This is a genomic window from Mesorhizobium sp. 43Arga (assembly GCF_053714255.1).
Map to the genome: position 1 here is coordinate 637,254 of NZ_JBSKBO010000001.1, position 12,747 is coordinate 650,000.

Annotated in this window: 10 protein-coding genes (1 of these 10 cut by a window edge); 8 read left to right on the forward strand and 2 right to left on the reverse strand. The window is 63.6% G+C overall.

Annotated elements, in window-relative coordinates; genetic code table 11:
- Positions 1–4: 4 nt before the first annotated feature.
- The 6 genes from prfA (at position 5) to ACWGS8_RS03190 (ending at position 8,135) form a co-directional block, all read left to right on the forward strand.
- On the forward strand, positions 5–1,084 hold the full coding sequence (gene prfA, locus ACWGS8_RS03165) for a peptide chain release factor 1 (protein ID WP_454579561.1): 1,080 nt from the start codon (positions 5–7) through the stop codon (positions 1,082–1,084).
- Positions 1,077–1,949, forward strand: coding sequence for a peptide chain release factor N(5)-glutamine methyltransferase (prmC, locus tag ACWGS8_RS03170; protein ID WP_454579562.1), 873 nt, complete (start codon positions 1,077–1,079; stop codon positions 1,947–1,949). Before prfA ends, prmC begins: the two co-directional genes overlap by 8 nt.
- 310 nt (positions 1,950–2,259) lie before the next feature.
- On the forward strand, positions 2,260–3,216 hold the full coding sequence (locus ACWGS8_RS03175; protein ID WP_454579563.1) for a DUF4167 domain-containing protein: 957 nt from the start codon (positions 2,260–2,262) through the stop codon (positions 3,214–3,216).
- Positions 3,217–3,436: 220 nt separating this feature from the next.
- Positions 3,437–6,043 carry an ATP-dependent chaperone ClpB gene (clpB, locus tag ACWGS8_RS03180; RefSeq protein WP_454579564.1) on the forward strand — a complete coding sequence of 869 codons (2,607 nt, stop codon included), beginning with the start codon at positions 3,437–3,439 and terminating at the stop codon, positions 6,041–6,043.
- A 61-nt stretch (positions 6,044–6,104) separates the two neighbouring features.
- Positions 6,105–6,467, forward strand: a complete 363-nt coding sequence (locus tag ACWGS8_RS03185; protein ID WP_454579565.1) for an MmcQ/YjbR family DNA-binding protein — start codon at positions 6,105–6,107, stop codon at positions 6,465–6,467.
- 150 nt (positions 6,468–6,617) lie between these two features.
- Positions 6,618–8,135 (forward strand): L,D-transpeptidase family protein, encoded by a 1,518-nt coding sequence (locus ACWGS8_RS03190; protein ID WP_454579566.1) that lies wholly within the window; start codon positions 6,618–6,620, stop codon positions 8,133–8,135.
- On the opposite strand, the gene ACWGS8_RS03195 is transcribed toward ACWGS8_RS03190, so the two are convergent.
- Positions 8,109–8,741 carry a TMEM175 family protein gene (locus ACWGS8_RS03195; RefSeq protein ID WP_454579567.1) on the reverse strand — a complete coding sequence of 211 codons (633 nt, stop codon included), beginning with the start codon at positions 8,739–8,741 and terminating at the stop codon, positions 8,109–8,111. The genes ACWGS8_RS03190 and ACWGS8_RS03195 overlap by 27 nt on opposite strands.
- 153 nt (positions 8,742–8,894) lie before the next feature.
- On the opposite strand from ACWGS8_RS03195, the gene ACWGS8_RS03200 reads away from it, so the two are divergent.
- Positions 8,895–10,469 (forward strand): MFS transporter, encoded by a 1,575-nt coding sequence (locus ACWGS8_RS03200; protein ID WP_454579568.1) that lies wholly within the window; start codon positions 8,895–8,897, stop codon positions 10,467–10,469.
- 25 nt (positions 10,470–10,494) lie between these two features.
- On the opposite strand, the gene ACWGS8_RS03205 is transcribed toward ACWGS8_RS03200, so the two are convergent.
- Positions 10,495–12,465 (reverse strand): M23 family metallopeptidase, encoded by a 1,971-nt coding sequence (locus tag ACWGS8_RS03205; protein WP_454579569.1) that lies wholly within the window; start codon positions 12,463–12,465, stop codon positions 10,495–10,497.
- A 229-nt stretch (positions 12,466–12,694) separates the two neighbouring features.
- Here ACWGS8_RS03205 and ACWGS8_RS03210 point away from each other — a divergent pair, with 229 nt between their 5' ends.
- Positions 12,695–12,747, forward strand: the beginning of a protein-coding gene (locus ACWGS8_RS03210) for a hypothetical protein (RefSeq protein WP_454579570.1). It continues 292 nt past the right edge of the window; the window shows 53 of its 345 coding nt (coding positions 1–53); its start codon is at positions 12,695–12,697; its stop codon lies off the right edge, out of view.

The window sequence follows — 12,747 nt, forward strand, 5'->3', positions numbered from 1 at the left end:
CATCATGGTCAATCTGCCCCACGATCGCATGGATCAAGTCGTCAAGCGTTTCGAGATGCTCGAAGCGCAGATGTCGGCCGGCCCGGCGCCGGATGCCTATGTGAAGATGGCATCGGAATATGCCGAGCTGCAGGACATGGTGGCCAAGGTCAGGCAATTGCGCTCGGCCGAGCATGAACAGGCCGACCTCGAAGCGATGCTCGCCGACAAAGGCACCGATGCCGAGATGCGGGCGCTTGCCGAGGCGGATTTGCCCGGTGTGGAGGAGCGTATCGAAACGCTGCAGAAGGATATCCAGATCCTGCTTCTGCCCAAGGATGCCGCCGACGACAAGAACGCCATCCTCGAAATCCGTGCCGGCACGGGCGGCGATGAAGCCGCTCTTTTCGCCGGCGACCTGTTTCGCATGTATGAGCGCTATGCCGCCGAACGCGGCTGGCGCTTCGAGACGGTGTCAGCCAGCGACGGCGATGCCGGCGGGTTCAAGGAAATCATCGCCACCGTCTCGGGCAAGGGCGTGTTTGCCCACCTGAAATTCGAATCCGGCGTGCATCGCGTGCAGCGCGTGCCGGCGACCGAGGCCAGCGGGCGCATTCACACCTCGGCAGCGACCGTCGCGGTGCTGCCGGAAGCGGAAGAGGTCGACATCGAAATCCGCGCCGAAGACATCCGCATCGACACGATGCGCGCCTCGGGCTCCGGCGGCCAGCACGTCAACACCACCGATTCGGCGGTGCGCATCACCCATTTGCCGACCGGCATCATGGTGGTGCAGGCGGAGAAGTCGCAGCACCAGAACCGGGCGAAGGCCATGCAGATCCTGCGCGCCCGGCTCTATGATCTGGAGCGCAGCAAGGCGGACGAGGAGCGCTCGGAATCGCGCAAATCGCAGGTCGGCTCCGGTGACCGTTCAGAGCGCATCCGCACCTACAATTTTCCGCAGGGCCGCGTCACCGACCATCGCATCAACCTGACGCTCTACAAGCTCGACCGGGTGATGATGGGCGAACTCGACGAAGTCGTCGACGCGCTGATCGCCGATCACCAGTCGAAGCTGTTGGCCGATATCGGTCTTGATGGCTGACCCTCTGCCCGAGGCGCTGGGGCCGCTGTTGCGGGAAGCGCGGGCCAGGCTTATAGCGGCCGGGGTCGACGATCCGTCGCTCGATGCGCGGCTGATCGTCGAGCATTTTTCCGGCACCACGCGCACGCAGGCCATTGCCGACCCTGAACGCTCGATCGACGGCAACGCCATCGCCGTTATCGAAGCCGCCCTGAGGCGCCGGGCCGGTGGCGAACCGGTGCACCGCATCCTCGGCTACCGCGAATTCTACGGGTTGCGCCTGTCGCTGTCGCCGGAAACGCTTGAGCCGAGGCCGGACACCGAAACGCTGGTCGAGGCGGTGCTGCCCTTCGCCAAGGCGACGGCCGCGCGAGCGGGCACCTGCCGCATCCTTGATCTCGGTACCGGGACGGGCGCCATCGCGCTAGCGCTGCTGAGTGCCGTGCCGGCCGCAACCGCAACCGGTGTCGACATTTCCGCCGGCGCGCTGGCGATGGCGGCCCGCAATGCCGGAGAACTCGGGTTCGGCCGCCGGTTCACGACGGTGCAGTCTGACTGGTTCGAAAAAGTTTCCGGCCGATACCATGTAATTGCCGCAAACCCTCCCTATATACCTTCACGAGACATTGGAAATCTGCAGGACGAGGTCCGCGATTTCGACCCACGGCTAGCCCTGGATGGCGGCGTGGATGGGCTGAACCCCTACAGGATCATTGCCGCCGAGGCGGCACGGTTTCTAGAAGCCGAAGGCAGGATTGCGGTCGAGATCGGTCGTACGCAACGCAATGAGGTTACGGATATATTCAAGGCGGCTGGTTATGCATCGGTTGCTGCTTTGCGTGATCTCGGCGGAAACGACAGGGTTCTTGTCTTTCAATGGGGATAAGCCTTGACGCAGTGCGAAAAAACCGCTTGGCAATACCCGGGAATGCGGCTAGGGTCGCCTCAACCGGATGAGACGAAGCAGGCAGTGCTCTTAGCGATTCGGTCCTCCTTGGAAATAGCTGCCTTCTTGCGCAAACGACGCCCAAGCTTCGTGCGGGAATCGTCCGGCAAGTGATGTAACCGGAACAGGATGGCACGTGGCGCCAACGCAATTGATGCGGGCGAACGCCGGTGAAGAAACGAAACGGCTGGCTGCATGAGCGCCTCCGTTCGTAACGAGTTTTCGAAAATTTCAAGATGAAGAGAGTCGAATGAGGCCACAACAGCAGAACAGGCGCATGCGCGGTCGCAACAACAATGGCGGCGGCGGTGGCAACAACAATAACAACAACAACAACCGCAAGGGCCCGAATCCCCTCACGCGCAACTACGAGAGCAACGGCCCGGATGTAAAGATCCGTGGATCGGCTCAGCAGATCGCCGAGAAATACGCCACCCTGGCCCGTGACGCGCAAAGCTCCGGCGACCGGGTCATGGCGGAGAACTATCTCCAGCACGCCGAACACTACAATCGCATCATTGCCGCCGCGCAGGCGCAGATGCCGATCCAGAACGTCCAGCAGAACCGCGACGATTTCGACGATGACGGCGATGAGGATCGCGACGATTTCGAGAATGCCGGCAACAATGGCGCCGGCAATGGCGGCAACACCGTTTCCGATCCACAAATTCCTGTCATCAACCATGGCGCCGGTCCGCAGCCGGTGATCGAAGGCATGCCGGCCGAGGTCGCGCTGAACCGGGATGGCCGCGACAATAGTGGGCGTGACAATAACGGGCGCAACAATGGCGGCCGCGACAACAATGGCGGGCGCCACCGCGATCGCCGCCCCAGTGGCGGCTATGGCCAGAATGGCCAGCGCGATCATGCCTCGTCGATCGAGCAAGGCGGCCAGCAGCAGCGCAACGAGGCCCCGGCACAGGCAGAGGTACAGCTAGAGCCTGGTTCGCCGGCCGAGACCGTTGCGGCCCCCGAGCCGGCTCCGCTGTTCGAGAGTTTTTCGCCGGCGGCTCTTGCCGCCCAGGCCGAGCTCAACGAGGCGGCCGCTGAGAGCGGTACTGCCCGTCGCCCGCGCCGTCCGCGCCGTCCGCGCACCAATGCCGACCAGGTCGATAGCGGCAGCGACAATGCCGATGCCGGCGAGGCGGCGGCCGCCCCGGCCGATAGCGGCAATGCCGAGCCGGTGATCGTCGACATCGACAACTGATCGAACGGCATTTCAAGACGTTGAACGGCGGAGAGAAATCTCCGCCGTTTTTGTTTGGGCTGAGGTGGAATATTATGCATTTGCCGGTATCCAGACGTCTTGAGGGTCCGGGGTGCATGCACCATATCTCGGCTGAACAGGATCCGGCTCGAATGGGCGGGTCCGTCACCGCAATCTGATCCGGTGCCGCAAAGCGGGCCGGTGATGGAAGGAGACAGATATGAACCTTGAGAAGTATTCCGAGCGCGTGCGCGGCTTTATCCAGTCCGCGCAGACCATGGCGCTCTCCCGCAACCACCAGCAGTTCACCCCCGAACACATTTTGAAGGTCCTCGTCGACGATGACGAGGGCTTGGCCGCATCGCTGATCGAGCGCGCCGGCGGCAATGTCCGCGACGTCAAGCTCGGCGTCGAGACGGCACTCGAGGCAATGCCGAAGGTCGAAGGCGGCAACGGCCAGCTCTATCTGGCGCAGCCGCTGGCCAAGGTGTTCTCGACAGCCGAAGAACTGGCCAAGAAGGCCGGTGACAGTTTCGTCACCGTCGAGCGGCTGCTGCAGGCGCTCACCATGGAAAAGTCGGCCAAGACCGCCGACATTCTGGCAAAGGCCGGCGTCACCGCCCAGGCGCTGAACCAGGTCATCAACGATGTCCGCAAGGGCCGCACCGCCGATTCGGCGAGTGCCGAGCAGGGCTATGACGCGCTGAAAAAGTACGCGCGAGATCTCACGGCTGATGCCCGCGCGGGCAAGCTCGACCCGGTCATCGGCCGTGACGACGAGATCCGCCGCACCATCCAGGTGCTGTCGCGCCGCACCAAGAACAATCCGGTGCTGATCGGTGAGCCGGGCGTCGGCAAGACGGCGATCGCCGAAGGCCTGGCGCTGCGCATCGTCAATGGCGACGTGCCGGAATCGTTGAAGGACAAGCAGCTGATGGCGCTCGACATGGGCGCGCTGATTGCCGGTGCCAAATATCGCGGCGAGTTCGAGGAGCGGCTGAAGGCTGTGCTCTCCGAAGTCACCTCGGCCAATGGCAACATCATCCTGTTCATCGACGAGATGCACACGCTGGTCGGCGCTGGCAAGGCGGATGGCGCGATGGATGCGTCGAACCTGCTGAAGCCGGCGCTGGCGCGCGGTGAGCTGCACTGCGTCGGCGCGACCACGCTTGATGAATACCGCAAACATGTCGAGAAGGATCCCGCCCTTGCCCGCCGTTTCCAGCCGGTCTTCGTCGACGAGCCGACGGTGGAGGATACCGTCTCGATCCTGCGCGGCCTGAAGGAGAAATACGAGCAGCACCACAAGGTGCGTATCTCCGACTCGGCGCTGGTGGCGGCGGCGACGCTGTCCAACCGCTATATCGCCGACCGCTTCCTGCCGGACAAGGCGATCGATCTGGTCGACGAGGCCGCTTCGCGGCTCAGGATGCAGGTCGATTCCAAGCCCGAAGCGCTGGACGAGATCGACCGCCGCATCATGCAGCTCAAGATCGAGCGCGAGGCGCTGAAGGTCGAGACGGACGATGCCTCGAAGGATCGGCTCGCCCGCCTGGAGAAGGAACTCGTCGGCCTTGAGGAGGAATCGACCGAGATCACCACCAAGTGGCAGGCCGAGAAGCAGAAGCTCGGGCTTGCCGCCGACCTGAAGAAGCAACTCGACGAGGCGCGCAACGAGCTCGCCATTGCCCAGCGCAAGGGTGAGTTCCAGCGCGCCGGCGAGCTTGCCTATGGCAAGATCCCGGAACTGGAAAAGAAGCTCAAGGAAGCCGAAGCCCAGGACGGCAAGGCCGGCATGGTCGAGGAAGTGGTCACCCCCGACCACGTCGCCCATATCGTCTCGCGCTGGACCGGCATTCCGGTCGACAAGATGCTGCAGGGCGAGCGCGACAAGCTGCTGCGCATGGAAGACGAGATCGGCAAGCGGGTTGTCGGCCAAGGCGAGGCGGTGCAAGCCGTTTCCAAGGCGGTGCGGCGCGCCCGTGCCGGGCTGCAGGATCCGAACCGGCCGATCGGCTCGTTCATCTTCCTGGGGCCGACGGGCGTCGGCAAGACCGAACTGACCAAGGCGCTGGCAAGCTTCCTGTTCGACGACGACAGCGCCATGGTGCGCATCGACATGTCGGAGTTCATGGAGAAGCACTCGGTCGCCCGGCTGATCGGCGCGCCTCCCGGCTATGTCGGCTATGAGGAGGGCGGCGCGCTGACCGAAGCGGTGCGGCGCCGGCCCTATCAGGTCGTGCTGTTCGACGAGATCGAGAAGGCGCATCCCGATGTGTTCAACGTGCTCTTGCAGGTGCTCGACGACGGCCGGCTCACCGACGGGCAGGGCCGCACGGTCGATTTCCGCAACACGCTGATCATCATGACGTCGAACCTTGGCGCCGAATATCTGGTCAATCTCGGCGAGGACCAGGATGTCGACGCCGTGCGCGACGAGGTGATGGGCGTGGTCAAGGCATCGTTCCGGCCGGAATTCCTCAACCGCGTCGACGAGGTGATCCTGTTCCACCGGCTGCGCCGCAAGGACATGGACCGCATCGTCGAGATCCAGCTCAAGCGGCTGGAAAGCCTGCTCGTCGATCGCAAGATTACGCTGTCGCTGGATCACGAGGCGATCGAGTGGCTGGCGGCCAAGGGCTACGACCCGGCCTATGGCGCGCGGCCGCTGAAGCGGGTGATGCAGAAGGAACTGCAGGATCCGCTGGCGGAGAAGATCCTGCTCGGCGAGATTCTCGACGGTTCGACCGTCAAGGTCACGTCCGGTTCCGACCGGCTGAACTTCCGCTCGAAGCCGACGGTCGTCGAGACCGAAGCGGCGGCCTGATTTTCAACGCCGCGCGTCCAGGCTGGGCGCGCGGTGTTTTCACAAAGATGTTGGGGGGCGGATGACGCTGGACGACTACAACGGCTTCTGCGCCTCATTGCCCGCGGCAAACCACGTCGTTCAGTGGGGCGGCGCCCATGTCTGGAAGGTCGGGACCAAGGTGTTTGCGATCGGCGGCTGGGATCAGGGCCAGCAGCTCTTCGTCACCTTCAAATGTTCCGACATCGCCTATGATGTGCTGAAGGAGCAGCCCGGCTTGCGGCCCGCGCCCTATCTTGCGTCGCGCGGCATGAAATGGATCCAGCGTCGGACAAGCCAGAGCATGGATGATGCTGCGCTGAAGGACTATCTGCGCGAGAGCCATCGCCTTGTCGCCCTGAAGCTGACCAAGCAGGCGCGCAAGGAATTGGGGCTCGTGAGCTAGCGAGTATTCGTCGGGTGCGCCGAAAAACCGCCATCTTCATGCCCGGTTCATATTGGAACCATAGGGTGGGGTAACTGGTTTGCTGGCGAAGGGGTTTCGCCCAGAGAACAACGCCGGCGGCGGCGACCACGGACCGGAGAGTTGGCTACGATGTTCCGCACGATCTTTGGCCTTTCGGCGCTCGCCGCCGGGCTCGTGTCTTTCGGCGCGCTTGCCGCGCCGACGCAGGACAATGCACCAAGGGTTGCCCGCGCTGCCAATGACGGCGGCATTCTTGTCGCCCAGGACGGAAATCTGGACATCTACTACGACGCCCGCGGCAACCGCGTCATCGTCGACGCCGACACCGGCAAGGTCATCGCCATCCAGCCGCCGCAGACACGGCTCGACCGGCGCGCGCTGCGTCGCGAGACAAGGCTGCGCGAATTGGGCCGTGCCACCGCCGACGATGACCGCTACTATCTCGACGATCCGCAAGACATGGCCCGCTTCCGCCGCAAGCAGTTGGAAGAGGAAGGCCGGGTGATCCCGCCGCCGGCGGATGAATACGACCCCAATGGCGACAATTCGGTCGAAGCCTATCCACCGGCGCCGCAGGACGACGGCAGCTACGACAACAGCTATCCCGATGCGCCACAGCCGGCAAAACCGGGCGCCATCAGGCGTCAGCCGCTGAACGAGGCAGCCATAGACCCCACGCAGCCGGACGAGCAGCAGGCCAATCCCGAAACGCAGGGTTCCCTGCCGCCGGACACGGGCGGCAAGGCCGCCGTCGATCCGTCGCTGTCACTCGGCGTGCGCCAGGACGTGGCGGCGCTGCAGGTGCTGCTCGACCGCGGCGGCGCTTCGCCGGGCGTGGTCGACGGGCGTTTCGGCTCGAATGTCGACAAGGCCCTGGCCGCCTATAACCAGATCACCGGCAGCAATCTGAAATCGACGGACACTGTCGGCATCCAGGCGGCGCTCGCGCAATCAGGCGGCGATGCTTTCGCCAGTTACACCATCACAGCGGAAGATGCGGCTGGCCCCTATGTTGCCTCGATCCCGGAAGATTACGGCCAGAAGGCGCAGCTCAACTGCATGTGCTACACCTCCGTCACCGAGGCGCTGGCGGAGCGCTTCCACATGGACGAGAACTATCTGAAGTCGATCAACAAGGGCCTCGACTTCAATCGCCCTGGCACGATCATCAAGGTCGCCAATTTCGGAAAGCTGGTTTCGACACCGGTCGCGCGTATCGTCGCCGACAAGACGAAGAAAGAGGTGTACGCCTACGATGCGGGCGGCAAACTGGTCGCGGCCTATCCCGCCACCATCGGCTCGGCCGATACGCCGTCGCCCACCGGCATTCACGCGGTGTCGCGCATCGCGCTCGACCCGAACTACACCTACAATCCGAACATCAATTTCAGGCAGGGCCAGAACGACAAGATCCTGACCATTCCGCCAGGCCCCAACGGCCCGGTCGGCTCGGTGTGGATCGCCCTGGACAAGCCGACCTACGGCATCCACGGAACGCCCGAGCCGTCGAAGATCGGCAAGACCGAAAGCCATGGCTGCGTGCGCCTGACCAACTGGGACGCGCGCGAACTCGCCAAGCTGGTGTCGCCGGGCGTCACCGTGGAGTTTGTCGGCGGACCTTCAGCCGATGACTTTGCGCAGCAATGAGCCGCGCAGCGCGGCGGCATAGACCAGCTGCACCACCAGGATGAAGCCGACGCCGAGCAACGGTGTGACCAGGCAGAGCAGCGCACCGATCGCCCACAGGATCTGCGCCTTGACGATGCGCTGATAGACCGTGCGCTTCGTTTCGGCATCGACGTCTTCGGCGACAAAGTCGTTCCTGTCCGCATAGCGCCAACTGGCGAACAGCGTGATGCCGAGCATCAGCAGGTTAAGCCAGTAGACCAGCACCGCGATCCTGAATTCGAGGAAGTCCGCCAGAAGATCGGTCGAGAATGGCAAGAGCGCGATGAAGGCGAGGAAGCAGAGGTTCAGCGTGGCAAGCCGCCTGTCGGATCTGGCGATCAGCCCGTGCTGCGCCTGCTGGCCGAACCAGAAGATGGTGAGCGTCAGGAAACTCAAGGCATAAGTCAGGAAGCGCGGTGCCAGCGCTGCAATGGCGACAAGCAGATCGTGCTCGGAATGCACGGTCTCATGTGCCGGCACCCTGATCTCGAGCACGATGAGCGTGAGCGCGATGGCAAAGACGCCGTCGGTGATGCCGACGACGCGGTCGCGTCCTTCCACCGACGCTTCGAGTGGACGTTTCATCGATTTTTCCCCGGCAACCGTTTTCCGGAAAACTTAGCATGACCACCGGCGTTTGCATCAGCACGGGACGCATCCTGGCCAATTGGCTGGTTTCAAGGACTGCAAGCTGCTGGCTGGTTGTTGCCGGCGCGCTTGGGGTCTAAGCCAGGTGCCATGCATTCGCCAAATGAAGCCGCCGCAGTCCGGCTGACCAGTCCGGTCACGAACGGAACCTTTTGTCCGCAATCGCAGCGGCGATTCGTCTTGATCGCGGCGATCCTGGCCTCGGCGCTCGGCTTCATCGACGGGTCGATCCTGGCCATCGCCATGCCGGCGATCCGCGTCAACCTCGGCGCCAGCCTGGCGCAAGCGCAGTGGATCTCCAATGCCTATGCGTTGACACTTTCGGCGCTGATCCTTGCCGGCGGCGCCGCCGGCGACCGGTTCGGGCTGCGCCGTGCCTTCGTGGCCGGCATCGCGCTGTTCATCGTTGCCTCGCTCGCCTGCGCGTTGGCGCCGAATGCTGTCGTGCTGATCGGGTTTCGCGCTCTGCAGGGTATTGGCGCGGCGATCATGGTGCCCGGCAGTCTCGCCATCATCGCCAAGGCCTATCCGAAAAAGGAGCGCGGCCGTGCAATCGGCATCTGGGCGGCAGCGTCGGCGCTGACCACGGCCCTTGGGCCGGTGCTCGGCGGCCTGGTGCTGTCGGCTTTTGGCGACGGCATCTGGCGGGCAATCTTCGCCATCAACCTGCCGCTCGGCCTGATCTCGATCTACCTGCTGCTCGTCAAGATTCCGGCCGATGCGGCGACGGAAAAACGCAGCCTCGATCTCGGCGGTGGCGCGCTCGCGACATTGGCGTTCGGCGCGCTCGCTTATGGGCTGACCTCGATGAGTTCGAGCGGCGAGGGCCATATGGCCGGGCCGAGCATTGCCGCCGGCGCGGTGCTGCTTGTCGTCTTCATCCTGTTCGAGCAGCGCCAGCGCGAGCCGATGATCGACCTCAGCCTGTTTCGCGTCGGCGCTTTCGCCGGTGCCAATGTGGCGACCTTCTTCCTGTATTTCGCCCTGTCGGCCAATCTTTTCTATCTGCCTATGCTGCTGATCGCCGGCTGGGGACTGAGCACGGCCGAGGTCGGCTTCATCTTCCTGCCGCTGTCGGCATCGATCGCGCTTCTGTCGGGACCCGTCGGCCAGTTGTCGGACCGGATTGGACCGCGTTTCCCGATCGCCAGCGGCAGTCTGATCGTGGCTTTCGCCTTCGCCGGACTTGCCTTGCTCAGCCATGCCGGCATCCACCATTTCTGGACCGGAGTACTTCCGCTGATGGCGCTGATGGGCCTCGGCATGGCCTTGGTCGTCTCACCTCTGTCGACCGCGATCATGACGGCGGTGGAAGACAAGGACACCGGGGCCGCCTCCGGCATCAACAATGCCGTCTCGCGCATTGGCGGCCTGATCGCGGTGGCGGCAATGGGATCGCTTGCCGCCTGGGTCTATTCAACGATGCTCGACACCAGTGTCAGGCCGGGCATTCCGGGTTTTGGCGAACCGGTATCGACAGGCTTGCCGCCAGAACTTGAAGCAACACGACTTGCCGCCAGCGACATGGCTTTTTCAGCCATATCCTTGACGACCGCCGTGCTCTGCCTGCTTGCCGCGATCATCGCCTGGATGACCGTTTCAGGTCAGGCACTGCCTTGGCCGCGCCGCGCGGACGAATCGTCGACTGATTCGTCGCGAAGCTGATTGCCCATGCCGGATCGGTCGAGGTTCAGCCGTCGATCTTGGCGCTCGCGACCTTCAGCGAATTGCCATCTTCCTGCTTCAGCAGATCGTCGATGCGCTCGCGCTCGCGCTTGAAGGCGACGAGGTCGTCGCCCCTCAGCACCTTGCCGACCGGCAGCCGCACACGCATTGAATCGACTTTGGTGCCGTTGACGATCAGCTCGTAGTGGAGGTGCGGACCGGTGGAAAGACCGGTCTGGCCGAGATAGCCAATGACCTGGCCCTGGCGAACCCGAACGCCCGGCGCGATGCCTTTTGCAAAGGCGCTCTGGTGATTGTAGGAGGTCTCATAGCCATTGGCATGGCGCAGGATGATCTGCTTGCCATAGCCACCAGCCCAACCGGCCTTCTCGACGACGCCATTGCCGGCGGCGATGATCGGCGATCCGATCGGGGCGGCCCAGTCGGTGCCCGTGTGCATACGGACATACCCCAGGATAGGATGCTTGCGCGCACCAAAGCCGGAGGTGAATCTTCCGTTGGGCAGCGGATTGCGCAGCAGGAACTGCTCGGCGCTCGATCCATTCTCGTCGAAATAGTCGGTGCTGCCGTCCTGCATCTGGAAGCGATAGAAGTTGCGCGTTGTACCGCCGAAGATCGCCGAGACATAGAGGAGCTCCGAATCGTCGGAGGTCTGGTCATCTCCGTCCGGCTGCGAGAACAGCACTTCGAGGCGATCGGACGGATTCAGTCGCGACTGGAAGTCGACGCCAGATGCCAGCAGCTTGATCAGCCGCTGGGTCATCTTCTTCGACATGCCGTAGGAATAGGCGGTGCGGTAGATGCCGTCATAGACGGTGGGCAGGTTGCCGCGCACCACCACCGGTGCCGACGAATCGTCAAATGCCGTCAACAATTCGGGGTTGGGATCCGGCTCCTGCGCCGGCACATACTGGGCACGGTCGTTGAGCGCGATGGTAACGATATGGGTGGTCTTGTCGTAGACGCTGGTGCGCACGACCTTGGCGGCGTCACCATGGACTTCGAGACCGACGCGCAGCACCGTTCCGGCTTTCAGCGTCGGCGCGTTCAACAGCTTGGCAATCGCTTCGGCCATGCCGGTGGCGTCGTCGCCGGTATAGCCCGAATCGGCAAAGGCCTCGGTAAGGTCGGTGTCCTTGGTGAAGGGAATGATTTCCTCGGCGAAAGCCGGCGCCTGGTCGTCAGTGGCAGCACGCGGCGACACCGAGACGTTTTCGGGCACGATCTTGACGTCATAGGAGCCGGCCATGCTCTCGGCGAAGGCTTCGCCGAATCGCTGCGGATCGACATAGTGGAGTGAAGCGACCTGCACGGCGCCGTCGCTGAGGTCGGTGCCGGCCTCGCGCACCACCTTTTCCACCTCGTCGGCGGACAGATCGCTCTTTTCGTCGAAGGAGGCCGTCTCGACGGGGAAGTCGACAGTCTTCAGGCTCATCTCGCTTTCGACCTTGGCGCCATAGATCTGGCCGGAGGCAGCGGAGGCCGTCGCCGGTTGCGCCGGAACGTCGTCACCGTCGTCGCCGAACACCTGCATCGGATCGAAAGGCGGGTAGGGCCGGCTGGTGGTGTGGCCGGCGGCGAGCGCCATCTTGATCTGCACGAAAGGCATTGTGTGGATGACATCGCGGTCACCCACCTTGGTGACCATCGACACTTCCATGCGGCGGCGGTCCTTGGCCTTGGCGATCTGACGCGGCGCCACCAGCCTGGTCGTCTTGGCCACCTCGCCGGAATCGCCATTGCTGGAAAGGCCGATCAGTTCCGCGATTTCGGGTGGCGTCGCCAGCTGCTGGCGCCCGTCCAAGGCGGCGAACAGCGCCACGCCCATCAGCACGCTCGAGGTCACGCCGGTCAGGAATGTTCCCGACAGCCAGCGCGCAGAAACCTCGCGCCGATCGGGCGGGCCACTGCGGCCATCCGCGATAAGCGGCGGCTCATTGCCGAGTTCGGCTATGACATCTTCCGTGTCTGGCATCCAGAAAGGCTGCTTCTTCCCCGGGCGGAACGGCTTGTCGCTTTTGTTGTGGCCATGACATTTGCCTGTCACGGCAGGTTAAGTCAACGAAGCCTCAGGCCCCGGTCGAATTCCCCCCATGCACTTCTCTTATAGAGCGCTCTGCAAGGAGGGCGGCGTGCCTTCTCTATAAGGCTCATCGCGCGCTGCGTGTCGTGGCTCTTAAAAGAGGGCATTGCACGGCTGTGCCATGGCCTCTTTTGTTGCCTTGGTGTCGAACGGCAATGAGGCGGCAATAGGGCT

What these genes read in the sequence shown, in the direction of transcription:
- prfA (WP_454579561.1), top strand. Translation starts at nt 5, where the DNA reads ATGGTCAATCTGCCCCACGATCGCATGGATCAAGTCGTCAAGCGTTTC.
- prmC (WP_454579562.1), top strand. Translation starts at nt 1,077, where the DNA reads ATGGCTGACCCTCTGCCCGAGGCGCTGGGGCCGCTGTTGCGGGAAGCG.
- ACWGS8_RS03175 (WP_454579563.1), top strand. Translation starts at nt 2,260, where the DNA reads ATGAGGCCACAACAGCAGAACAGGCGCATGCGCGGTCGCAACAACAAT.
- clpB (WP_454579564.1), top strand. Translation starts at nt 3,437, where the DNA reads ATGAACCTTGAGAAGTATTCCGAGCGCGTGCGCGGCTTTATCCAGTCC.
- ACWGS8_RS03185 (WP_454579565.1), top strand. Translation starts at nt 6,105, where the DNA reads ATGACGCTGGACGACTACAACGGCTTCTGCGCCTCATTGCCCGCGGCA.
- ACWGS8_RS03190 (WP_454579566.1), top strand. Translation starts at nt 6,618, where the DNA reads ATGTTCCGCACGATCTTTGGCCTTTCGGCGCTCGCCGCCGGGCTCGTG.
- ACWGS8_RS03195 (WP_454579567.1), bottom strand. Translation starts at nt 8,741, where the DNA reads ATGAAACGTCCACTCGAAGCGTCGGTGGAAGGACGCGACCGCGTCGTC.
- ACWGS8_RS03200 (WP_454579568.1), top strand. Translation starts at nt 8,895, where the DNA reads ATGCATTCGCCAAATGAAGCCGCCGCAGTCCGGCTGACCAGTCCGGTC.
- ACWGS8_RS03205 (WP_454579569.1), bottom strand. Translation starts at nt 12,465, where the DNA reads ATGCCAGACACGGAAGATGTCATAGCCGAACTCGGCAATGAGCCGCCG.